This window comes from Pseudomonas sp. FGI182, assembly GCF_000511325.1.
GTDB classification, from domain to species: Bacteria; Pseudomonadota; Gammaproteobacteria; order Pseudomonadales; family Pseudomonadaceae; genus Aquipseudomonas; species Aquipseudomonas putida_Z.
Genome location: NZ_CP007012.1, coordinates 2,555,630 through 2,578,683 on the forward strand (window position 1 = coordinate 2,555,630; position 23,054 = coordinate 2,578,683).

18 protein-coding genes and 1 pseudogene are annotated in these 23,054 nt (G+C 65.9%); 7 read left to right on the top strand and 12 right to left on the bottom strand.

The window, feature by feature from the left end; all coding sequences use genetic code 11:
* Position 1: 1 nt before the first annotated feature.
* Together C163_RS11310 and C163_RS11315 are read left to right on the top strand one after the other, a co-directional pair.
* Positions 2 to 907, top strand: coding sequence for a LysR family transcriptional regulator (locus C163_RS11310; protein ID WP_025338858.1), 906 nt, complete (start codon positions 2 to 4; stop codon positions 905 to 907).
* A gap of 105 nt (positions 908 to 1,012) precedes the next feature.
* Complete coding sequence (locus C163_RS11315; protein WP_025338859.1) at positions 1,013 to 2,212, top strand: MFS transporter; 1,200 nt, start codon at positions 1,013 to 1,015, stop codon at positions 2,210 to 2,212.
* A gap of 170 nt (positions 2,213 to 2,382) precedes the next feature.
* On the opposite strand, the gene C163_RS11320 is transcribed toward C163_RS11315, so the two are convergent.
* On the bottom strand, positions 2,383 to 2,994 hold the full coding sequence (locus tag C163_RS11320) for a LysE family translocator (protein WP_025338860.1): 612 nt from the start codon (positions 2,992 to 2,994) through the stop codon (positions 2,383 to 2,385).
* A 106-nt stretch (positions 2,995 to 3,100) separates the two neighbouring features.
* Between C163_RS11320 and C163_RS11325 the strand changes: the two genes are divergently transcribed.
* Positions 3,101 to 4,075 (top strand): GlxA family transcriptional regulator, encoded by a 975-nt coding sequence (locus tag C163_RS11325; protein ID WP_025338861.1) that lies wholly within the window; start codon positions 3,101 to 3,103, stop codon positions 4,073 to 4,075.
* Between the two features lie 151 nt (positions 4,076 to 4,226).
* Here the strand turns inward: C163_RS11325 and C163_RS11330 are convergent, their stop codons facing one another.
* From C163_RS11330 to C163_RS11355, 6 genes are all read right to left on the bottom strand, one after another.
* Entirely contained in the window at positions 4,227 to 5,078 is an 852-nt protein-coding gene (locus C163_RS11330) for a CAP domain-containing protein (RefSeq protein ID WP_025338862.1), read from the bottom strand.
* 221 nt (positions 5,079 to 5,299) lie between these two features.
* On the bottom strand, positions 5,300 to 5,911 hold the full coding sequence (locus tag C163_RS11335) for a cell wall hydrolase (protein ID WP_025338863.1): 612 nt from the start codon (positions 5,909 to 5,911) through the stop codon (positions 5,300 to 5,302).
* 35 nt (positions 5,912 to 5,946) lie between these two features.
* A complete protein-coding gene (locus C163_RS11340) occupies positions 5,947 to 6,864 on the bottom strand; it encodes an AEC family transporter (RefSeq protein ID WP_025338864.1) in 918 nt (305 codons plus the stop codon).
* Between the two features lie 251 nt (positions 6,865 to 7,115).
* Positions 7,116 to 7,979: a LysR family transcriptional regulator gene (locus tag C163_RS11345; protein ID WP_025338865.1), complete on the bottom strand. Its 864-nt coding sequence runs from the start codon at positions 7,977 to 7,979 to the stop codon at positions 7,116 to 7,118.
* A 240-nt stretch (positions 7,980 to 8,219) separates the two neighbouring features.
* Positions 8,220 to 9,068 carry a proline/glycine betaine ABC transporter permease gene (locus C163_RS11350; RefSeq protein WP_013972953.1) on the bottom strand — a complete coding sequence of 283 codons (849 nt, stop codon included), beginning with the start codon at positions 9,066 to 9,068 and terminating at the stop codon, positions 8,220 to 8,222.
* Complete coding sequence (locus C163_RS11355) at positions 9,065 to 10,081, bottom strand: ABC transporter substrate-binding protein (RefSeq protein WP_025338866.1); 1,017 nt, start codon at positions 10,079 to 10,081, stop codon at positions 9,065 to 9,067. The genes C163_RS11350 and C163_RS11355 overlap by 4 nt, the downstream gene beginning before the upstream one ends.
* Before the next feature lie 164 nt (positions 10,082 to 10,245).
* On the opposite strand from C163_RS11355, the gene C163_RS11360 reads away from it, so the two are divergent.
* On the top strand, positions 10,246 to 12,156 hold the full coding sequence (locus C163_RS11360) for a S8 family serine peptidase (protein WP_025338867.1): 1,911 nt from the start codon (positions 10,246 to 10,248) through the stop codon (positions 12,154 to 12,156).
* A gap of 32 nt (positions 12,157 to 12,188) precedes the next feature.
* Here C163_RS11360 and C163_RS27710 read toward each other — a convergent pair whose 3' ends face one another.
* Together C163_RS27710 and C163_RS27715 are read right to left on the bottom strand one after the other, a co-directional pair.
* Complete coding sequence (locus C163_RS27710) at positions 12,189 to 12,944, bottom strand: methyl-accepting chemotaxis protein (RefSeq protein WP_370290277.1); 756 nt, start codon at positions 12,942 to 12,944, stop codon at positions 12,189 to 12,191.
* A 102-nt stretch (positions 12,945 to 13,046) separates the two neighbouring features.
* Positions 13,047 to 14,333: pseudogene (locus C163_RS27715) on the bottom strand (HAMP domain-containing protein); the annotation flags it as partial.
* 197 nt (positions 14,334 to 14,530) lie between these two features.
* Here C163_RS27715 and C163_RS11370 point away from each other — a divergent pair.
* Positions 14,531 to 15,850, top strand: coding sequence for a Na+/H+ antiporter family protein (locus C163_RS11370; protein ID WP_025338869.1), 1,320 nt, complete (start codon positions 14,531 to 14,533; stop codon positions 15,848 to 15,850).
* Between the two features lie 10 nt (positions 15,851 to 15,860).
* Here C163_RS11370 and C163_RS11375 read toward each other — a convergent pair whose 3' ends face one another.
* The 3 genes from C163_RS11375 to C163_RS11385 all read right to left on the bottom strand — a co-directional run bounded on the left by C163_RS11375 (position 15,861) and on the right by C163_RS11385 (position 20,665).
* Positions 15,861 to 16,868, bottom strand: coding sequence for a FecR family protein (locus C163_RS11375; RefSeq protein WP_025338870.1), 1,008 nt, complete (start codon positions 16,866 to 16,868; stop codon positions 15,861 to 15,863).
* A 269-nt stretch (positions 16,869 to 17,137) separates the two neighbouring features.
* The gene (locus C163_RS11380; protein WP_025338871.1) at positions 17,138 to 18,907 is read right to left on the bottom strand and encodes an acyl-CoA dehydrogenase C-terminal domain-containing protein; all 1,770 of its coding nucleotides are present in this window, start codon (positions 18,905 to 18,907) and stop codon (positions 17,138 to 17,140) included.
* A 135-nt stretch (positions 18,908 to 19,042) separates the two neighbouring features.
* A complete protein-coding gene (locus C163_RS11385) occupies positions 19,043 to 20,665 on the bottom strand; it encodes an acyl-CoA synthetase (RefSeq protein WP_025338872.1) in 1,623 nt (540 codons plus the stop codon).
* Between the two features lie 193 nt (positions 20,666 to 20,858).
* Here C163_RS11385 and C163_RS11390 point away from each other — a divergent pair, with 193 nt between their 5' ends.
* Complete coding sequence (locus C163_RS11390) at positions 20,859 to 22,265, top strand: sensor histidine kinase (RefSeq protein WP_025338873.1); 1,407 nt, start codon at positions 20,859 to 20,861, stop codon at positions 22,263 to 22,265.
* 6 nt (positions 22,266 to 22,271) lie between these two features.
* Positions 22,272 to 22,907 (top strand): response regulator transcription factor, encoded by a 636-nt coding sequence (locus C163_RS11395; RefSeq protein ID WP_038408108.1) that lies wholly within the window; start codon positions 22,272 to 22,274, stop codon positions 22,905 to 22,907.
* The last annotated feature ends 147 nt before the right edge of the window (positions 22,908 to 23,054 follow it).

The following is a 23,054-nucleotide window of genomic DNA, read 5'->3' on the forward strand; positions in this document are numbered from 1 at the left end:
AATGGACAAACTCCTGGCGATGAAGATGTTCGTGGCCACCGTCGATGCCCAGGGCTTTTCTGCCGCCGCACGCCGGCTCGGGCTGGCGACATCGTCGGTGACGCGCCTGGTCGATGCCCTGGAAGCAGCGTTGGGCACTACCTTGCTCAACCGCTCCACCCGCCAGGTCAGCCTGACCGAGGCCGGCGCCCGTTATTACGAGCGCGCGCGGGGTATTTTCGAGGCCCTGGACGAGGCCGATGCCAGTGTCGCCGATCGGGGCGAGGAGCCTGTCGGTGTGCTGCGCCTGTGCTTGCCGGTGGAGTTCGGCAGGCGGGTCATCGCCCCGCACCTGGGGCCGTTTTTGGCGCAACATCCAGCTCTGGAGCTGGACATCGACCTCAGCGACCGCCTGGATGACCTGCTTGACGGGCGCTATGACCTGTCGATCCGCCTGGGCGACCCGTCGCCCAATGACGAGCTGGTATGCCGCCAGCTGGGTCGCTTTCAGCGTTGGCTGGTGGCCAGCCCGGGCTACTTGGCCGGGCATGACGCGCTGGAGCATCCGCGGCAGCTGCTCGAGCACGCCTGCCTGCGCTTTCGCTACGGGCAGAAAGGGCGCCCCTGGCGCCTGGCCCGTGGGCAGGACAGTCTGGAACTGGATGTGAGCGGGCCGTTGCGCAGTGCCAATGCCGACATGTTGCGCGAAACCGCACTGGCGGGCAGCGGTATCGCATTGTTGGCCGACTGGCTGGTACGTGAGGATGTGGCGGCCGGGCGCCTGCAACGCCTGTTCCCCGATTGGCAGGCCAGCCCCGGCGCGGCCAATGACAGCATCAACGCCCTGTACCTGCCCAACCATCGTGGTTCGCGGCGGGTGAATGCCTTTATCGACTTTTGCGAAAATTTGCTGCAGCGCAGCACCTAGTGTTGCGCAGTGCGCAAAGCCCTGTTGCGCCAGCGCTGGATTCTCGCCAGGAGTGCGTCTGGGTAAGGTGGCCGGCATATTCCAGCCATTGTCGAGGACACTCGCATGAATCCCTCCCTTGCCGCCGCGCAGCCTGCAGTAACCGGCCTCAGCCGGGCCCTGGTCGCCCTGCTGGCGTTCTGCTGCGGCGCGATCGTCGCCAATATCTACTATGCCCAACCCATCGTCGGCCTGATCGCCCCGGACCTGGGGCTGTCCACCGAGCATGCCAGCCTGATCGTTTCGCTCACGCAGCTGGGCTATGCGTTGGGCCTGCTGTTGCTGGTACCGCTGGCCGACCTGTTGGAAAACCGCCGCTTGATGGTGGCTACCGCCGTGCTGGCCTGCGTCAGCCTGCTGCTGGCGGGCACCAGCAGCAGCGGCCAGGGCCAGCTGTTCCTCGGCTATGCACTGCTGATCGGTTTCAGTTCCGTGGCGGTGCAGATGCTCATCCCGCTGGCGGCGCACCTGGCGCCGGAGCAGCAGCGTGGGCGGGTGGTCGGCAACATCATGGGTGGCCTGCTGCTGGGTATCCTGCTGGCGCGGCCGTTGTCCAGCCTGGTGGCCGACTACCTCGGCTGGCGTGCGGTGTTCATTGGCGCTGCCGGGGTGATGCTGGCGATCATCCTGCTGTTGGCTCTGACCTTGCCGCGGCGGGTGCCCGAGCACAAGGCCAGCTATGCCGGGCTGATGCTGTCGCTGCTCACGCTGCTGCGCCGTTATCCCTTGCTGCGCCAGCGCTCGCTGTACCAGGCGTTGATGTTCGCGGCGTTCAGCCTTTACTGGACGGCGGTGCCGATGGCCCTGGCAACCGAGCATGGCCTGTCGCAGAGCCAGATCGCGGTATTCGCCCTGGTGGGCGCGGTGGGCGCCGTTGCCGCACCCATGGCCGGCCGCCTGGCCGATGCCGGGCATGCCCGGGCCGGTTCGCTGTTGGCGTTGTTGCTGGCACCGGCGGCACTGTTGCTGGGGCTGACCGTGCCGGGCTACAGCGTGATCGGCCTGGGCCTGACCGGCGTGCTGCTGGATTTTGCGGTGCAGATGAACATGGTCATCGGCCAGCGTGAAGTGTACGCCCTGGACCCGGCCAGCCGCGGGCGGCTGAACGCGGTGTACATGACCAGCATCTTCCTCGGTGGGGCGCTGGGTTCGGCGGTGGCCAGTGCGGTGTTCAGCCAGTTTGGCTGGCAGGGTGTGGCGCTGGTGGGGGCGGGGTTGCCGGGTGTGGCCTTGCTCATCTTCCTGGCCAAAGCGCGCCGCGGTTGAATGCGAGCCCACAGGTTGTCGCGATCCCTGTAGGAGCGGCCTTGTGTCGCGATGGGGCGCGCAGCGGCCCCGGGATATCGGCTTCGCTGCTGATATTGCCGGGGCTGCTTTGCAGCCCTTTCGCGACACAAGGCCGCTCCTACAGGGATCGCGACAGCCTTTGTGTAGTGCTACCGCCCAAGCGGCAACGCCACACCAATCAAGGCAAACAGGCTGCCGCAGCAGCGATTGAAGCCTTTACCGCCCTTGGCCAGCCATGGCCGGATGCGAAACGCCAGGCGTGCCAGCAGGTATTCGACCAGGAACTCGACGCTGGCAAAGGTTGCCGCCATCACCACGAACTGCAGCAGCAACCCACGCTGCGGGTTGATGAACTGCGGCAGGAAAGCGCCGTAGAACAGCAGCACCTTGGGGTTGGCCATGGCCGACAGCAGGCCCTGGCGGAACAGGCCGGCATTGCCCAGCCGCGCGCTTTGCGCGGTCAGTTCCAGGTGCAGGCCCGGGCTGCGCCACAGCTGGATACCCAGCCAGATCAGATAGGCGCCACCCACCCACTTGAGCACGCTCAGCACCGAGGCCGAGGCCTGCAGCAATGCGCTGAGGCCAAACATGGCCAGGGCGATCAGGGCGCTGAAGCCAAACACCCCGCCGACGATGGTGAACAACGTCCGGCGTGCGCCATACAGGGCGCCGTGGGTCAGGGCCAGCAGGCTGTTGGGGCCCGGGGTCAGCGACAGGCCGATGCTGGCCAGCAGGTAGATGAGCCAGGTGTCGAGTGCCATGGTGGGGAATGCCTTGTTGATGGGGAGGGCGTCAGTCTATGGCGCCGACCTTGGCCGCCAAGGGTATGATCCGGACATTGAATGGTCGTTTCTGGACGCGATGCCAATGCTGCCCGATATCCGCTTGCTGATCTTGCCATTACCGGAGTTTGCCCTGCTGCCGTTCGGCGCCTTTCTCGACAAGTTGCGGTTCAGCGCCGACGACGAGGACTACAGCCAGCAGCGCTACTGCAGCTGGACCGTGGCAGGGCTGACCCTCGACCCGGTGCCGTCGAGCAGCGGCGCGGTGGTGCAGGTCGAGGCCGTCGCTGGCCAGCTCGAGCTGGCCAGTTTCGACTACCTGGTGGTGTTCGGCGGTCGCAATGCCATGGCCACTGCCGCGCTGGCGCCTCGCTACCGGGCCTTGCTCAGGCAGGCCGGCAAGGCTGGCGTCAAGCTGGTGGGGGTCGACAACGGTGCTTTCCTGTTGGCCGCCTGCGGGTTGCTGCAGGGGCACAAGGTAGTGGTGCATTGGCGCCACGAAGCCGAATTTCGTGCGGCCTTCCCGCATTTGCAGGTGCTGAGTGAGCAGCTGTATTGCATCGACGGTAGCCGCATCACCTGCGCTGGCGGCACCGCGGCCATCGACCTGGCCGTCGCCCTGTTGTCACGCGCCTGCGGGCGGGCCCGGGCGCTCAAGGGCCTGGCCGACATGCTGGTGGATGAAACCCGCGATAGCCGCCATGCCTTGCGTTCCCTGGAGCTGGGGACGGGGCAGGGTCGGCAGGTGCAGCGCGCGCAGGCGTTGATGCGTCATCACCTGGGAACGCCGTTGGCGGTGGAGCAGTTGGCGGCGGAGTTGGGCATCAGCCGGCGCCAGCTGGACCGGCAGTTTCACGCCAGCCACGGCATGAGCGCCAAGGCCTGGTGGCTGGAGATGCGCCTGCAACAGGCGCGCTGGCGCTTGCTCAATTCCAGCCACAGCCTGGCGCAGATTGCCGATGAAGTGGGCCTGGGCGATGCCAGTTACCTGGGCAAGTGCGTGCGGCGACGGTTTGGTTGCACGGCCCAAGCGTTGCGTGACGGCAGTATCTCGCCCTGAAGCCCGGCGCGCACTCTGTAGGAGCGGCCTTGTGTCGCGAAAGGGGTGCGAAGCGCCCCCGGTATCTTGGCATCAATGCAAAACTGCCGGGGCCGCTTTGCGGCCCTTTCGCGACACAAGGCCGCTCCTACATAAAGCGCGTCAGCCGGGTCTACTGCGGCGTCCCGAACAACCCTGTCCAGTAAATCCCCGCATCACTCTTCGGGTCCACTGCATAAGCTGCGCCCAGCTCGCGGAAGTCCGGGTTCATCAGCGTCGCGCAATGCCCCGGGCTATCCAGCCAGCCATCGACCACCTTGCGCGCGGTATCCCGCCCGGCGGCGATGTTTTCGCCGATCTGCTGGTACAGGTAGCCGGCCAGCTCTGCCCGGTCACCGGGGGTGCGGCCATCCTTGTCGATGTGGTCGAAGAAGTTCTGGTTGGCCATGGCCCGGGTGTGGTTGGCGGCAACCCCGGCCAGCACCGTGCTCCAGCTCAGCGCGGGGGCGGCGGCGAAGGGCTGGCCACCGCATTGGCGCGGCACCTTGCGCGCGGCGTTGATCTCCTGCAGCACCTTCTGTCCCTCGGCCTGCCAGTCGCCCAGGCGGCCACTGAGCAATGGCCGGGCCAGCACGATGCGCCAGTCGCGGCCTTCCTGGCTGACGCCGATATCGACGAACTGCGGGTCGAGCACCACCTGGCAGAAGCTCTCTTCGATGGCATGCATGGCAGCGCGCGCATCACGCGGCCCCGACAGGCTGATGGCCTGCACGTTGACCATCGGGTAGGCGGCGCGGGTCATGGCCTGCTGCAGGTCGCGTGTGCCCTCTGGCGACAGTGCCAGGCGGGTATCGCTGTTGAGCGGTGGCAGCTCCAACGACGCTTCGCCACCGCAGGGCTGGGCCTTGCTGCGGTAGACATTGATCGAATCGATCAGTTGCGCCTCTTCGCCGGTGGCAGCCAGTGCCCCGGCCGAAACGACCAGGCCCAGCGACAAGGCGGCAACGGATGACAGGACGCGCATGTGGATCTCCCTATGACTGGCAGCGTCGTGGTTTGCGCTGCTCATCCTACACAAGCCCGGGGCTTTTGGCCCGGGATCGTGCAAAGCAATGAAAACGCCGGCATTCGTTGCTGGCGGCAAAAGAGGGAGTAGACCACTGATCATCGGAAAAGTGCGAACAGTTGGTAATCATTCTTATCGAAGCACAGCGGTCAGCCCGTTTGCCGGCGCCCCGGCGGGTATCAGCGCGCCACCGCCTGGTTCGGTTTGTAGAACAGAAAATGCCTGGTCTGCGCCGTCCGGCGGTAGGCTTTGGCCCAGTCCGGGCGCACATTGCGGTCATGGAAGTACAAGGCACCCCCGGTGCGGTCTTTCAACTGCTGGTTGAGCGCCTTGCGCGCAATCTCCTTGGCAATGCCGTAGCGTTGCGCTTCTTCGACCTGGTCCGGGCGCCCGTCGCACCACCAGGAGAACTGGCAGGCCTTGCTTTCCACACCCTGCTTGACCACGCCGCAGATGGTATCCGGGAAGCCATCGTGGCCCAGGCGGTTGAGCACCACGTTAGCCACGGCGGCCATGTCTTCGGCGTCCGCACCCTTGGCCTCCCAGTAGATGGTGCGGGCCAGGCAGGTGATGCTGTCATCCAGCGGCGCCTGGCCAGCCGGGTCCACTGCCTGCGCTTCGCCCGGTGTGAGGGTCTCGGCCTTTTTCGGGGGTGGTGTGTCATTCACGACTTTTTCCTCGAGCACCTCGGCCTTGTCCTCGGCGACGGCAGCCTTGGCCGGGTCGGCCGCGTGCAAGTGGCCTGCGAGCAGGGCCGAAACCAGGCCGATCACCATCCACGAAAGGCGCATGATGCAAGCTCCCGAACTGTGGGCTGGTTCACAGTCTAGCCAAGCGCGAGCATCAGCACCAAAGGCAGGGTGGCGGCGGCCATCATGGTCTGCAGGGCGATGATGGTGGCCATCAGCGGTGCGTTACCGCCCATTTGCCGGGCCATCACATAGGAAGATGACGCGGTCGGCAGTGCCTGGAACAGCACCGCCACCACCGCTGCCTGGCCACCCAGGCCAAGCAGGCGGCACAAGCCCCAGGTGGTCAGCGGCATGACCAGGAACTTGAATGCCGACGCCGCCATCAGCGGGCGCACCTGCTGGCCCAGGCGGGCACCACCCAGGGCTGCGCCGACGCACAGCAGGCCCAGCGGCAGGGCGGCCTGGCCCAGGGCCTTGACCGTGGGTTCGATACCCGCTGGCAGGCCCAGCCCGCTGGCGCGCAGCAGCAACCCGCCGGCGCAACCGACGATCAAGGGGTTGGCGAAGATGGCCCGCAGCACCGTGGCCGGTGAGCTATGGCGGGCGCTGAAGCGGGCGAACACCAGCACGCAAAGCAGGTTGACCAGTGGCACGATGGCGGCGTTGGCCACCGCCGCCAGGGCGATGCCGGCGCTGCCGTAGATACCCGCTGCAAGGGTGGCGCCGATGTAGTTGTTGAAGCGGATGCCGCCCTGGAACACCGAGGTGAAGTCGGCACCGTCGTGGTTGATTGCGCCCTGGTACAGCACCAGCAGCACGGCCCCGGCCAGGGTCGAGAGCATCAGCACGCCGACCATGCCCAGCACCGGCACGCCATCGAGGTTGGCGGTGGCCAGGCCATGGAGGAACAGTGACGGCAGCAGTACGTAATAGCTCAGGCGCTCGGCGCCGGGCCAGAAGGTATCGGCGAGGAAGCCGCGCAGGCGCAGGAAAGTGCCCAGGGCAATCAGCAGGATGATCGGCAGCAGGGTAGTCAGCAGCAGGTGGAGCATGATCGACGTTCCGTGGTCGGGTACGGGGCACAGACTACTGGTGCGGATCGATCTGTAAAAACGTTGTTTTCTGCACTGACCATTGAGAAAAAATGCATGGTTGAAGTCGACACTGGCTCTTGTAGGAGCGGCCTTGTGTCGCGAAAGGGGTGCGAAGCGCCTCCAGGATATCGGCATCGCCACAAAATTGCCGGGGCCGCTTTGCGGCCCTTTCGCGACACAAGGCCGCTCCTACAAGGCCCTGCGAACCTTCACGCCTCCAGCGCAGTCTTCAGCACCGCACTCAAATGCCGCCGCTGGCTCTTCTCATGCTCCAGCAACACCACCCGCCGGGTCAGCTGGGGGTCGCCAAACGGCAGGCAGGTGGCCGGTGGCAAGCGTTGCAGGTCGTCATCGGCCATGGGGATGATTGCCACGCCCAGGCCCATCACCGCCATGCGCGCCAGTGCTTCCTGGCTGTCCAGCTCCATCTGCTCGCTCACCTGCAGATGCTGGCGGCGCAGCTCCTGCTCGATCTGCCGCCCGGCCCAGGCACGCTTGTCGAAGCGCAGGAACGGCTGGCTGGCCAGCAACTGCGGCACGCTTAACCCGGCCAGGTCGGGGCTGGCGATGGCCCAGAAGCGGTCTTCGAACAACGGCGTGAAGTCCAGGTTTTGCGGGTAGGGGCTGACCGGCTCGGTGGTGATCGCCGCATCGAGTTCGCCGTCTTCCACCCGCCGTGCCAGTTCGGCCGACATGCCGGAGGCCACGCTGACATGCAACTGCGGATGGTGCGCCTTGATCCACACCAGCGCCTTGGGCAGGCGCCGCGCCAGCACCGTGTGGATCGCCCCCAGGCGCAGGCGGCCGCGCAGGCTCGGGCCGCTGGCCAGGGCGTCGGCCAGTTCGTCATAGCTAGCCAGGATGGTCTCGGCGCGGGCCACCGCCAGCTGGCCGGCTTCGGTCAGCGACACCTGCCTGCGGCTGCGGTCGAACAAGGTCACCTGCAGTTCGTCTTCGAGGGTCTTGATGTGCAGGCTCACCGCCGAAGGGGTGAGGCTGAGCAGGTCGGCGGCACGGGCGAAGGTGCCGTGGCGGGCGATGGTCACCAGGGTGCGCAAGGCTTTGAGGGACATGCGGGTGAGGTCCGGTTTCAAGCTGACAGAGCTGCATTGTCAGGCCCGGCCCTATCGCCGGCAAGCCAGCTCCCACAGGTTTGGCGCGAGGCTCAGAAAATGCGCGGTTCCTGTGGGAGCGGGCAAGCCCGCGAACACCGGCGTAGCCGGTGCCATACACCGCGTTGGGCCATTCGCGGGCACGCCCGCTCCCACAGGGAATCGCCTTGTGCTGCGAAAGGCTGGTAGCGGCAATACTCCTCAGCGCCCACCACGCCCATAAGCCTGGCTGATCCGGTCGATTACCATGGCCAGGGCGACGATCGCCAGCCCGGCCTCGACGCCTTGGCCGACATTCAGGGTCTGGATCCCCGACAGCACGTCCTCGCCCAGCCCGCGGGCGCCAATCATCGAAGCCACCACCACCATCGACAGGGCCATCATCACCGACTGGTTGAGCCCGGCCATGATGCTCGGCAGCGCCAGCGGCAGGGCGATGCGCCGCAACCGCTGCCAGCGGCTGGCCCCCAGGCCATGGGCGGCTTGCAGCAGCGAAGGGTCGATCTGGCTCAGGCCCAGTTCGGTCAGCCGCACCAGCGGTGGCAGGGCATAGATCAGCGTGGCGAACACAGCGGGCACCTTGCCCAGGCCGAACAGCATCAGCACCGGGATCAGGTAAACGAAGGCCGGCAAGGTCTGCATCACATCCAGTACCGGCAACAGCAACCGCTTCGCCAGCGGCCGGGCAGCCAGCAGGATGCCCAGCGGCACGCCCACCAGCACGCAGAGGCCGGTACTGACCAGCACCAACGCCATGGTCTGCAGCAGTTTGTCCCACAACCCGAGCATGCCGATCAGGGCCAGCAGCGCCACCAGTACCGCGCTGCGCAGTACGCTGCGGCTGGCATGCCAGGCGAGCAGGCCGATCAGCAACAGCAGCAGCCACCACGGCAGCAGGCGCAGCAGGGTTTCCAGGCCGACCAGCAGTTGCAGCAACTGGTCCGAGACGCTGCGCAGGTGATCGCCGTAATGCAGCACCAGCCAGTCGACCAGCCGGTTGACGCTGTCGGCAAAGGAGAATTGCAGGGCTTCGGGGAAGCCGCCGCTCACAGGCTGCCCTCGACCTTGCTGGCAATGTCCGCAGGCAACCAGGCTTTCCACACCTCGCGGTTATCGCGCAGGAAGGTGAGGGCAGCGTCGCGGGGCGGCGTGCGCTTTTCGCTCATGTCGGCCAGTGCGTTGTTCAGTCGGTCGATGGGCAGGTCGACCCGCTCGAACACGCTCACCAGCTCCGGGTAGCCCTCGCGAAAGGCCTTGGATACGCCAATCGACAACTTGGCCGGCAGCGAGCTGCTGCCCTTGGGCTCGGGGTTGCCGGCATCGGTGAGGGTGGCCCAGGCCTGGGCATCGAACGGCGGTTCTTGCAGGCGTATGAGTTTGTAACGCCCCATCAAAGGGGTCGGGTTCCAGTAGTAGAACAGCACCGGCTGGCCACGGCGGATGGCTGAGCCGATTTCGGCATCCATTGCAGCCCCGGAGCCACTGCGGAAGTTGGTATAGAGATCATTCAGCCCGTAGGCCTTGAGTTTCTGGCTGTTGACGGTTTCGGATGTCCAGCCGCTGGGGCTATTCAGAAAACGCCCTTTGCCGGGTGACTCGGGGTCGCGGAACACCTGCGGGTAACGCTTGAGGTCCTCGACGCTGCGCAATTGCGGCGCCACGGGTTTCAGCTTGCGTGCCGCATCGCCTTCGATCACGTAGGCCGGCACCCACCAGCCTTCTTCGGCGTTCTTGACCGTGTCGCCCAAGGCGAACACCTGGCCGGCCTGTTCTGCCTTGACCCAGGCCGGACTGCGCCCGGCCCATTCCTCGGCGATTACCTGCAGGTCGTTGCGCGCCAGGGCCACTTCCATGCTGACGGTGCTGCCGGGCAGGGTGTCGGTGGTGTAGCCGTAGCCACGCTCCACGATCAGCCGCAGGATCTCGGTGGTGAGGGCACCGCTTTCCCAGCCGATGGCACCAAAGCGGATGGGCGTGGTGCGTTCTGCCGAGGCGGCGCTGTCGGTGCTGGCCAGGCCGACGGCGAGCAGCAGGCCGGCCAGCAACGTTGGAATTCTCTTCATCAGGGCCCTCGTCGGTTGCCGTGGGGTAGCTGCGGGCAAGTGTAGACGACCCCTCCCGCTCGGTGCCGACGGCGGCAGGGAACGGGCTCCTGATGCCAGCGGGGGCGGCGGTTTGCAAAGGTGCCCAGCGCCGTTTGGCAAGCACATTTTGCGAGGTGTTCCTGATGACGCTGGACTTGAATTTCGTCTATTACCGCAACTTCCGTTTTGATGGAAAGCTGCACGTTCGTTGCAGTGGCGCAGACCTGCACAAGGTCAGCCGCATTCGCTACGAACTGGAACGGGCTGGCCCCGATGGCCCGGTGTCGTTCAGAGGGATTTCGGCCTATTCCCGGGCCCACACCGGCAAACTGAGTGACCACGGTTGCCCAGCCACACTGCTCGCCGAGGAGGAAGCAGGGGTCTATACCATCCGACCAAGGGTGGTACTGCAGGACGAGCATGCGCGGGCGATGAACCTGCCTGTCGGAGGGGCCGGTGTCATCGACATGCCGCCGCTGGTACTCGACATCAAGGCCGAGGAGATCAACCGCAGCGTCCTCGACAAGGTCCCGTTGCCTTCTGCTGGCGGGCGTCGCAAGCGGGCGCTGGCGGGCGCGGAGGTGGCCGAACACGCGCTGCCAGGACACGCGCTGCCCCTATTGGCACCAGGCACTTCGTACCCGACCCTGGTCATCGAGTTCAGTGCCGGGGGTTACGAGCACTTCCTTCGAGACCTGGAGCCTGCTTCCGGCTCTGCCCTGTCGCGTTACTGGCCGAACCTGAAGTCGGTGATCACGCCCAGGCCGGTCCTGGATAAACATGATCTGGACGATAACCGGCTTCATGCGTTACGCCAGTACTACTACCTCGACCAGCCTGCCAGCATGCTCAATGACACCTATCTGGCATTGCTCAAGTCGATGGCCGCGCTGGATTACGTAATATCCATGCAGATGGCGCCTGCCCCTTCGGAACCACACCCCGCCGCATTCGTGCTGGCGGGGCTGTTGGCAACCTTGCTGACAGGTACTGCAGTGGTGGCAGGCAACAGGGCTTATGAAAATGCCCAACCCACGCCCGACTTCGAGCCACGCCAGAACTACCTCGACGAACCCGGCCCCCGCTGGAAGGGCCTGAATGTGCGCGAGGTCTGGGCCAACAAGGTGACGGGCAAGGGCGCGCGGATTCACTTCAGCGACGGTGGTTTGCATGTTGGACATGAAGACTTGCGTGGCAACACGGCCTTGAGCGTCGTGTCGCTCGAGCCAAACCATGATCCGCGTCATGGCACTGCTTCAGTGGGTATCATTCTGGCAAGGCGCAACGGGGTCGGCGCTACAGGGATCAGCCATGACAGCGAGCTGTACCTGTACAACAACCGCGCGACAGACGCCCAGGGCGGTTTCCAGGCGCTCACGGAGTTGCTGCGTAATGTAGAACCCGGGGACATCGTCGGCATCAATCGCCAAACTGCAAATATCGAGGTGTTGAGCACGATGCTGCCGTCCTTGCACGACAAGGTCTGGTGGACCGTCATGCAGCAGTTGAGCCAGCGTGGTGCAGTGGTGGTCAATGCCGCGGCCAATGGCAGCAGCAAGACCCTTGCAGAACGAGGAACCCGCGCAGGGCAGGGCGTAGACCTGACCAATTGGCGCTACTTCAATGACCATGGCGATTCAGGTGCCATCCTGGTGGGCGCCAGTCACTCGTATGACGGCAAGCCCCACGCCTACTCCAACCACCATTACCGTTACCGCATGCTCAATGCCTGGGGCGACAGCGTCGTCACGCTTTCCTATGGGTATTTGCAGGACCTGTCTGGTAAGGACAGGGACTACACAGACCGCTACGCTGGCACCTCCAGCGCTACGCCGATGGTGTGCGGCACACTGAGCCTGATCCAGTCCTACGCAATGGAGCAGCACCACGTCTATCTCAATGGCAATCAGCTGCATCAGCTAGTCATGGCGTCCGGGTATCACGACGCCACATTACCCGGTACCGATGTGCTGCCGATGGGCGCCAGGCCCAATGTGCATGGCGCGCTGGTGCTGCTGGACCGCATCCTCGGCGGTGGCAGGTTCGCGGCCTGAGCCTGGGCCGGCAGCTGCCGGCCCTGATCCATTCACACGCGGAACTGGTCCATCAGCGCCTGTTGCTGGTTGGCCAGGCTGTTCAGCGACTGGCTTACGCGCGCCGACTCGTTGGCCTGCCCCGACAGCGATTCGGTGACATCACGGATGGTTGCCACGTTGCTGTTGATTTCCTCGGCCACTGCGCTCTGCTCCTCGGCGGCCGAGGCGATCTGCAGGTTCATGTCGGTGATCACCGTCACTGCCTGGCCGATGCGCTGCAGCGCGGTGACGGCCTGGCCAACCTGCTGCACGCCGCCCTGGGCCTGGCGGTGGCTGTTGTCCATGGCCCCGACCACTTCGCGGGTGCCGTTCTGCAAAGCCTCGATCACCTGGCGGGTTTCCTCCACCGATTCCTGGGTACGCTGGGCCAGGTTGCGCACCTCGTCCGCGACCACGGCAAAGCCACGGCCGGCTTCACCGGCACGGGCCGCCTCGATGGCGGCATTGAGCGCCAGCAGGTTGGTCTGCTCGGCGATCGAGCGGATCACTTCCAGCACCGAACCGATCTTCTCGCTGTTCTGCGCCAGGCCCTCCACCTCGGCCATGGCGTTGCTCATGTCGGCGGCCAGGGCATCGATGCTGTGGGTGGTGCGGTCGATCACCGCCAGGCCTTCGCGGGTGGCCTGGTCGGCATCGCGGGCGGCCTGCGCGGCCTGGGCGGCGCTGCGGGCGACGTCCTGGGCGGTGGCACTCATCTCGTGCGAGGCAGTGGCCACCTGGTCGACCTGGCGGTACTGCTGCTCCATGCCGGCGCTGGTCTGGGTGGCAATTGCCGAAGACTGGTCGGCGGTGCCACGGGCAGCCTGCACCGAGCGTTTGACCTCGGCGATGGTCGGCTGCAGCTTGTCGAGGAAGCGGTTGAACCAGCCGGCCAGTTCGCCCAGTTCGTCCTGCTTCTGGTAGGTCAGGCGGCGGGTCAGGTCACCTTCGCCGCTGGCGATGTCCTTGAGCATGCTTGCCACGCCGAGGATCGGCCGGGTAACGCCGCGGGCCATCAGCCACACCATCAGCAGGCCGGCAATCGCCGCCGCCAGGCCCAGGCCAAGTTCCAGCAGGGTGCCGCTGGTGTTCAGCGCGTCCAGTTCCTGTTTCAGCGCTTCGGCCGGCCCGGTCAGGGCGTTTTCCGGCACATCCAGCAGCACGCCCCAGGGCTGGGCATCCGGAATCGGCCGGAACGCGGCCAGCACTTTCAGGCGCTGCTGGTCGTGCACGATGGTCATCTTGCCGTCGGCCAGCTTGCGCACCAGTTCGGCACCCTTGGCGGTGTCGACCTGGTCGAAGCGCTGGGCCAGCTTGCTGGCGTCGGCGCTGTAGCCGGCCAGCAGGCCGACCGGGCTGAGGATGCCGACCGTGGTGCGGCCTTCGTACAGGCTGCGGCTGGCCTCCTGGCTCAGGGCCTGCAGGCTGTTGAGGTTGATGTCGATGGACAGGGTGGCGATCACCTTGCCGTCGACTGCCAGCGGGAAGACGATGCTGGTCATCAGTACCTGCTGGCCATCGATGTCGTAGAAGTAGGGCTCCACCACGCACACCTTGCCGGATGTGCGCGGGCACACCCACCAGGTATTGGCTGGCTGGCCGCTGGGGCCGATCTCGGTGTTGGCCATGTCATGCTCGGGCAGGGCCATGGCCGTCAGCTGGCCGACACGCGGCTGCGACCAGTACAGGGCGAAGCGCCCGGTTTCGTTGCTGCCCAGTTCCGCCTTGCCGGCGAACAGGCTGTCCTTGTTGTCCAGGGCGTTGGGCTCGAACACCAGCGACAGGCCGAGCAGCTCAGGGTTGGCCTGCAGGGCGGCGCGCACCTGGCGGGTCATGTCCTCGCGCAGGTCGAAGGCATCGAGAAAGCGCTTTTCCGCCTGCTCGCGCAGGAACAGCACCTGGCGGGCGAAACCGGCGCCGTACTGGTAGGCGTCCATGAACTGGCGGCGGATGTTCAGCGCCTGCACCTCGCCCTGCGACTCGATGCGCGACTGCGCCGACTCGGTCAGCATCTGCATGCTGCTGGCCTTGACCAGGTCCGAGCTGTGGTCCATGCGGTACAGCGACAGGCCGACGAGCAGGGTGACGATGCCGGCCAGGCAGAGACCGGCGAGCAGGGTGATCTTCCACTGGATGGAAAGTTGTCGCAAAGGCATGGGGGTGGGTCCCTTGTAATAAGAGTGTGGCTGACGAATGTGTCGGCTGGCGCGGGCTTTTCTTTATTCAAACGTTCAATTTAATCCGCAGGTCGCGCGAGGCGTTGGTAATCCGCCGCAACATGGCGCTTTTGACATCTGCTGCCCACTGCTTCAGAGTGCGCGCTTTTTTTCTGTCGCAATGAGGTAAGCCAACCATGAATGCAGTGATCGCCGCGGTCGGCATCATGCTGATACTCAGCCTGTCCCGCGTGCACGTGGTCATCGCCCTGATCATCGGGGCCCTGGCCGGTGGGCTGGTGGGCGGCCTGGGTATCGAGGGTACGCTCAAGGCCTTCAACGGCGGCCTCGGCGGCGGGGCCACGGTGGCCCTGTCCTATGCACTGCTGGGCGCCTTTGCCGTGGCCATCGCCAAGTCCGGCCTGGCCCATGCCCTGGCCGACCGCGCCCTGGCCATGATCGACCGCCAGGGCCATGCCAATGGCGGCAAGGTCAAATGGTTGCTGGTCGGCCTGATGCTGGTGGTGGCGGTGTCGTCGCAGAACATCCTGCCTATCCACATCGCCTTCATCCCCTTGCTGGTGCCGCCGCTGCTTTACGTGCTGACCCGCCTGCGCATCGACCGCCGGCTGATCGCCTGCGTGATCACCTTCGGCCTGATCACCCCGTACATGTTCCTGCCGGTGGGCTTTGGCAACATCTTCCTCAACGAAATCCTGCTGGCCAACGTTGCCCGCGCGGGTGTCGACGTGAGTGGCGTGAATGTCACCCACGCCATGGCCATTCCGGCAGCCGGCATGCTGGCTGGCCTGTTGCTGGCGGTATTCATCAGTTACCGCAAGAAGCGTGACTACGACCTGGCGCGCATCGAGCAGGTGGAGCAGGTGAGCGTGCAGTACAACCCGCTGACCCTGCTGGTGGCCGGGCTGGCGATTGCCTCGGCGTTCATCGTCCAGTTGTGGCTGGACTCGATGATCATCGGCGCCATGGTCGGCTTCCTGATCTTCTCGCTGTCGGGCATCGTGCGCTGGAAGGACACTGACGACCTGTTCACCGAAGGCATGAAGATGATGGCCATGATCGGCTTCATCATGATTGCCGCCTCGGGCTTTGCCGACGTGATGAAGGCCACCGGTGAGGTGAAGAGCCTGGTGGAAACCTCGGCGCAGTGGATCGACCACAGCAAGGGCGTCGGTGCCTTGCTGATGCTGCTGGTGGGCCTGCTGGTGACCATGGGCATCGGCTCGTCGTTTTCCACCGTGCCGATCCTGGCCGCGATCTTCGTGCCGCTGTGCGTGCAGCTGGGCTTCGACCCGCTGGCCACCGTGTGCATCGTTGGTACCGCTGGTGCGCTGGGCGACGCCGGCTCGCCTGCCTCGGACTCGACCCTGGGCCCGACCTCGGGGTTGAACGTGGATGGCCAGCACCACCATATCTGGGACACCGTGGTGCCCACCTTCATCCACTACAACCTGCCACTGCTGGCGTTCGGCTGGTTGGCGGCGATGACGCTGTAGGGGGAGGGCGTCAGCCCTTGTCGGGCGGCGGCGAGATGCGGTTGAGCACGGTGCTGCCGTCCTTGCTGCGGGTCAGGTAGACCGGCAGCACCTTGGGCAGGTTGTTGACCAGGCGCCCCACCTCACGGGTGTTGTAGATGCCGCTGATGCGGATGCGGCCGGTGCTGGCGTCGGCCAGCAACAGCGGTGCGTCGAGGTAGCGGTTGATAATCGGCAGGGCCTGTTCCAGGCTCAGGTTGTCGAGCACCAGCTTGCCGTCGCGCCAGGCCAGGCTGTTGCCGTAGTCGTCGCTCTGCTCCAGTTGCGGCTCGAAGTCGCCCTTGTGATAGCTGGCCTGCATCCCCGGGCCCAGGCGGTAGCCACCGGCGCTGCCGTCGCTGGATACCAGTACCGAACCCTCCACCAGGGTGACCTTGACCTGGTCCTGGTACTTCCACACGTTGAACTGGGTGCCGGTGACGCGGGTCTGGCCGCGACCGGCATGCACGATGAACGGGTGGCTGCTGTCGTGCTGCACCTTGAAGAACGCCTCGCCACGCTTGAGCGTGACCTGGCGCTGGTCCTTGTAGTTGAGGTAGGTGAGCTCGGTGTTGAGGTTGAGCTGCACCGTGCTGCCGTCGCTCAGCTGCACGTTCTGCATGTGCGCGCCGGCTTCGAAGTGCTGGTAGTGGTTGGGCAGCCAGCCTTGTTCCCAGCCCACCCAGCCGGCCAGCGGCAGCACCGCCAGGGCGATCGCGGCAGCGGATGCCAGCGGCCGCCAGTTGCGCGGGCGCGCGGCCTGTTGCACGGGCGGGTTGAAGTCGATGACGGTGGCATTGCGCGGCAGCAGGTCGGCGGTTTGCCAGATTTCCAGCATCGCCTGGTATTCCTCGGCATGCCGCGGGTCGGCCGCCAGCCAGCGGGCGAACGCCTCGCGCTCGCCCACCGTGCAATCTTCGGCGTGCAGGCGCATGCACCAGTGCGCGGCGGCGTCGGTGATGGCATCGTCTGGGCTGGGATTGAGGCGGTCGTGGTTCATTGCGGCTCCGGGTTTTGCGCATTCTACCCTTGCTGGAGGGCTCCCGAGAACCGAGGTAATGGCGAATGACTATCAGTTGTGCCGGTTTTCGTCGGATTGGTGATGGTTTTCCAGCGTTTGAGAACCCTTCGCGCAGGTAAAACAATGGCTGAAATCGTTGGGGCTGCCTTGCAGCCCATCGCGACACAAGGCCGCTCCTACATGGAATCGCGTTCCCCTGTAGGATCGGCCTTGTGTCGCGATGGGGCGCAAAGCGCCCCCATGGCCTCTCAGAACTGCGCCGCCTCCAAACCAAAAAGGCTGCCACTACCCGCCCGGATACTGGCCTCCAGCCCCAACCCCCGCGGCAAGACCCGCTGGAAGAAGAACTCCGCACACGCAAGCTTGGCCCCATGAAACGCGGCATCCTCGTCACGCCTGGCCAACGCCACCGCCGCCATCCGCGCCCACATGTAGGCATACGCAGTCAGCCCGAACAGCTGCAAATATTCCACCGCCACCGCGCTGACCAGGTTGGCATCCTCGCCGGCCCGCGCCCGCAGCCAGGCGCTGGTGGCCTCCAGCCGCGCCAGGCTCGCTTGCAGGGCTTCACGGTGCAGCGGCGCATCCACGCTGAAGGCCCGCACCTCGGCGGCAAAGCTGGCCAGCGCCTGGCCACCGTCGGCCAGCACCTTGCGCCCGAGCAGGTCGAGGGCCTGGATGCCGTTGGTGCCTTCGTAGATCTGCGCAATGCGCACGTCGCGCACCCGCTGCTCCTGGCCCCATTCGCGGATATAGCCATGGCCGCCATACACCTGCTGGCCGAGCACGCAGCTTTCCAGGCCGTTGTCGGTGAAGAACGCCTTGGCCACCGGCGTCAGCAGCGCCACCAGGCGCTGCGCATGCTCGCGCTCGCCGGCGTCTTCGGCGTAGCGCGCCAGGTCCAGCTGCTGGCCGACGTAGGCGGCAAACGCCCGCCCACCTTCGGTGAGGGTGCGCATGGTCAGCAGCATGCGCCGCACATCGCCGTGGTGGATGATCGGGTCGGCAGCCTTGTCTTGTGCCTGCGGGCCGCTGGCGGCGCGGCTTTGCAGGCGTTCGTTGGCGTAGCGGGCGGCGCTCTGGTAGGACGCCTCGGCACAACCGATGCCCTGGATGCCGATGGACAGGCGCTCGTAGTTCATCATGGTAAACATCGCCGCCAGGCCCTTGTTCGGTTCGCCCACCAGGTAGCCGACGGCACCATCGAAGTTCATCACGCAGGTGGCCGAGGCCTTGATGCCCATCTTGTGTTCGATCGAGCCGCAATGGGCGGCGTTGCGCGCACCCAGGCGGCCATTGGCCTCGACCAGGTACTTGGGCACCAGGAACAGCGAGATGCCCTTGGCGCCGGTGGGCGCATCCGGCAGCTTGGCCAGCACCAGGTGGACGATGTTCTCGGTCAGGTCCTGTTCGCCGCCGGTGATGAAAATCTTGCTGCCGCTGATGCGATAGCTGCCATCGGCCTGGGGTTCGGCGCGGCTGCGGATCAGCCCAAGGTCGGTGCCGGCGTGGGGCTCGGTGAGGCACATGGTGCCGGCCCAGCGGCCTTCGTACAGGGGCGGCAGGTAGGTGGCCTTGAGCGTTTCGCTGGCGTGGGCATCGATCGCCAGGCAGCTGCCGGCGCTCAACGCCGAATACAGGCTGAAGCTGCAATCGGCGGCGTAGAGCATTTCTTCGAACAGCACGCCGAGCATTTTCGGCATGCCCATGCCGCCATGTTCGGGGTTGCCGCCCAGGCCGACCCAACCGCCTTCGCGGTAGGTGTGCCAGGCCTCGCGGAAGCCGTCAGGGGTAGTGACTTCGCCTGCGGCAAAGCGCACGCCTTGCTCGTCACCGTTGCGGCTGAGCGGGGCAATCAGCTGGCCGGTGACCTTGGCTGCTTCCTCGAGGATGGCATCGGCGGTATCGGCGTCGATGCGCTCGGCCAGGGCAGGCAGGCGGGCCCACAGGGCCGGGGCGTTGAACACATCATGCAAGACGAAGCGCATGTCGCGCAGGGGGGCTGTGTAGGTGGTCATCGGTAGCTCTTGAAAAGTGGGAAATCTGGGCTGGCCTCTTCGCGGGTAAACCCGCTCCCACAGGGATCGCGCCAAACCTGAGCACATTGCTGTACCTGTGGGAGCGGGTTTACCCGCGAAGAGGCCACCACTGGATCAGAGGGCTTTGGCCCGGTCGCGCAGCACGTACTTCTGGATCTTGCCGGTGGAGGTCTTGGGCAGTTCGCCGAACACCACGGTCTTCGGCACCTTGAACCCGGCCAGGTGCTCGCGGCACCAGCTGGTGATGTCGGCTTCGCGGGTGTCTTCGCGGCCCGGCTTGAGGGCAACGAAGGCGCACGGGGTTTCCCCCCATTTTTCATCCGGGCGCGCTACCACCGCGGCCTCCAGCACCGCCGGATGCTTGTACAGGGCGTCCTCGACCTCGATGGTGGAGATGTTCTCGCCACCGGAAATGATGATGTCCTTGAGCCGGTCCTTGATCTCGACATAGCCGTCGGCGTGCCACACGGCCAGGTCACCGGTGTGGAACCAGCCGCCACGGAAGGCTTCGACGGTGGCCTCGGGGTTCTTCAGGTAGCCCTTCATCACCGTGTTGCCACGCATGAAGATCTCGCCCAGGGTGTCGCCGTCGCGCGGCACCGGCTCGAGGGTTTGTGGGTCGGCGACCATCAGGCCGTCGAGGGTCGGGTAGCGCACGCCCTGGCGGGACTTGATCCGTGCGCGCTCTTCCAGCGACAGTTCATCCCATTCGTCATGCCAGGCACACACGGTCACCGGGCCGTAGACTTCGGTCAGGCCGTAGGTGTGGGTGACCTGGATGCCCATCTCTTCCACGGCGCCGATGACCTTGGCAGGTGGCGCGGCGCCGGCGACCATGGCCTGCACCGGGTGCTCAATGGCCGCCTTGGCCGCCTCGGGCATGTTGACCAGGGCGTTGAGCACGATTGGCGCGCCGCACAGGTGGCTGACCCGGTGCTCGCGGATCAGGGTCAGGATCTTCTGCGGGTCGACCCGGCGCAGGAACACATGGGTGCCGGCCAGCGCGGTGATGGTCCATGGGTAGCACCAGCCGTTGCAGTGGAACATCGGCAGGGTCCACAGGTACACCGGGCGATGGCCCATGCCCCAGACCATCTGGTTGCCCAGGGCGTTCAGGTAAGCGCCACGGTGGTGGTAGACCACGCCCTTGGGGTTGCCGGTGGTGCCGGAGGTGTAGTTGAGCGAGATCGCCTGCCACTCGTCATCGGGCCATTCCCAGGCAAAGTCCGGGTCGCCTTCGGCCAGGAACGCCTCATAATCCAGTTCGCTGACCGCACGGCCTTCGCCGTACTCCGGGTCATCCACATCCACCACCAATGGCGGGTGCTCGAGCAAGGCCAGGGCCGCCTCGATGACGGTGTGGAACTCGCGGTCGGTAATCAGCACCTTGGCTTCGCCATGCTGCAGCATGAAGGCGATGGCCTCGGCGTCCAGGCGTACGTTCAGGGTGTTGAGCACGGCGCCGGTCATGGGCACGCCAAAGTGGGCTTCGAGCATGGCCGGAATGTTGGGTAGCATCACCGCCACGGTGTCACCACGGCCGATACCCCGGCCCACCAGGGCGCTGGCCAGGCGCCGGCAGCGTTGGTAGGTTTGCTGCCAGTTGCGGCGGATGGCACCGTGGATCACCGCCGGGTAGTGACCGTACACGGCAGCGGTGCGTTCGATGAAACTCAGCGGGGTGAGGGCGACATGGTTGACGGCAGCGGGCATCAGGCCCTGGGCATAGATCGACATGCGGTAATCCTGTAAGGGAGGCAGGCACAACCTGTGCGCTTGACCCCCGGTGGCTGATTGTTAGCTCTGTTCAGGGTGCAGGGAGGCGGACGGTGGGCCGCTCCCCCTTGTCGCAGTTTTACGCGAGTCGCTATGGTATTAGGAATATCGACTATAGCAATATAGTAAAACTACTATAAAAGAGCCGCCTGCCGTGGAAAACACTGCCTATCCCTTACTCGCCAAGGACCCGCAACCCAGCCTGATGCTGGCCGGCGATGCCAGGCCGCTGGCACTCAACCCGGCGCTGCAGGCCTGGGTCGATGAAGGCCCGGCACTGGCCAGCTGGCTGCCGGGCAACTGCGCCGCCCTGGTGCGCGCCTGCCTGCGCCAGCGCCGGGCGATCGCCGATGTCGAGGTGCAGGTCGGCGAACGCATCGTGCTGTGGAGCTTCATCCCTGACGACCAGGGCCAGCAGGTGCTGGCGCGTTGCCGCGACGCCAGCGACGAGCGCCATGGCGCACGCGAGGCCAGCCGCGCCCGGCGCCTGTACCGGCTGATCATCGAGAACACCACCGACCTGATCTCCCGGCACAGCCCCGACGGCCGCTTCCTCGATGCCTCGCCGGCGGCATTCCGCCTGCTTGGCCTGTGGCCCGAGCAGCTGCGCGGCATGGCCGTGCATACCTTGCTGCACCCGCGCGAGCGCCGCCAGGTGCTGCGCCAGGCCGCCGCCGCGCTGGACCAGGACGGCTACCACACCATGACCTGCCGGGTGCGCCAGGCCGCAGGCGGCTACCGCTGGTTCGAGATCGCCAGCCGAGCCATCCGCGAAACCTACACCGGCGCGGTGGTAGAGGTGGTCAGCGTGTCCCGCGACATCACCCTGCGCATCGAAGCCCAGGAAAGCCTGGCGCACAGCGCCCGCTTGGCCACCTTGGGCGAGCTGGCTTCGGGCATTGCCCACGAGATCAACCAGCCGTTGGCCGCAGTGGTCAACTATGCCAATGCCAGCCAGCGCTACTTGCAGGGCCTGGAGCGCGACCCGCAGGCCCGCGAGCGGGTGGGGCAGGGCCTGCAACGCATCAGCGAACAGGCCACCCATGCCGCTGAAGTGATCCGCCGCCTGCGCGCCTTCCTGCGCAAAGGGCCGCGCCGCCTGCAGGCGCTGGACGTGGCCGAGGTGGCCGGCGAAGCCATGCGCCTGTGCGCCTGGGAGGCCGCGCGTGACCAGGTGGTGGTCGAGTTGCGCATGAGCGCGCAGCTGCCCTTGGTGTATGCCGACCGGGTACTGCTGGAGCAGGTGCTGTTGAACCTGCTGCGCAACGCCATCGATGCCAACCGCGAGCAGCATGGCGAGCGGCCGTCACGTATCCTGCTGGGCGCCGCGCGCGATGGCGATGGCGTGCTGGTCGAGGTGGCCGACCAGGGCCCGGGTGTGGCGCCCGAGCGCCTGGATGAAATCTTCACGCCGTTCACCACCAGCAAGGCCGATGGCCTGGGCCTTGGCCTGAGCATGAGCCGCAGCCTGATCGAAGGCTTTGGCGGCAGCCTGTGGGCGCGAGCCGGTGACAATGGCGGTCTGGTACTGTGCTGCCGCCTGGCGGTCAGCAGGGGATAAGGGGAGATGGCGGTGCAAGCGAAAGTGTATGTGGTCGATGATGACCAGGGTATGCGCGACTCGACGGTGTGGCTGCTGCAGTCGGTGGGCTTGCAGGCCTTGCCGTTCGCCGGCGGGCAGGCGTTTCTCGACGCCTGCGTCGACGATGGGCCGGCCTGTGTGCTGCTGGATGTGCGCATGCCTGGGCTGGGCGGGCTGGCGGTGCAGCAGGCGATGCGCGAGCGTGGCCTGGGGTTGCCGGTGATCTTCGTCAGCGGCCATGCCGATGTGCCGATCGTGGTGCGGGCATTCAAGGCCGGCGCCTGCGACTTCATCGAAAAGCCCTACAACGACCAGTTGCTGCTCGACAGCGTACAGGCGGCGCTGGAGAACGCCGGGCGGGCACGCCAGGACGACCAGGCGCTGGCCCGCGTGCAGGCGCGCATCGACGGCCTGACCCCGCGCGAGCGCGACGTGTTCGTGCCGTTGGCCCAAGGGTTGAGCAACCGCGAGATTGCCGAGCGGCTGGGCGTCAGCGTGAAGACGGTGGACCTGTATCGGGGGCGGGTGATGAAGCGGTTGCAGGCCGATAGCCTGGCGGAGTTGGTGGGCATGGCCATTGCCTGCGGAGCGGTGGAGGCATTGGGCCTGCGAACACCGTAGCAGGCCTTGACGCATGGCCCTGTAGGAGCGGCCTTGTGTCGCGATGGGGCGCGAAGCGGCCCAGGTTTTGTGCCCCAGCAGAAATTGCCGGGGCCGCTTTGCGGCCCATCGCGACACAAGGCCGCTCCTACAGGGGCAGCGCAAGGG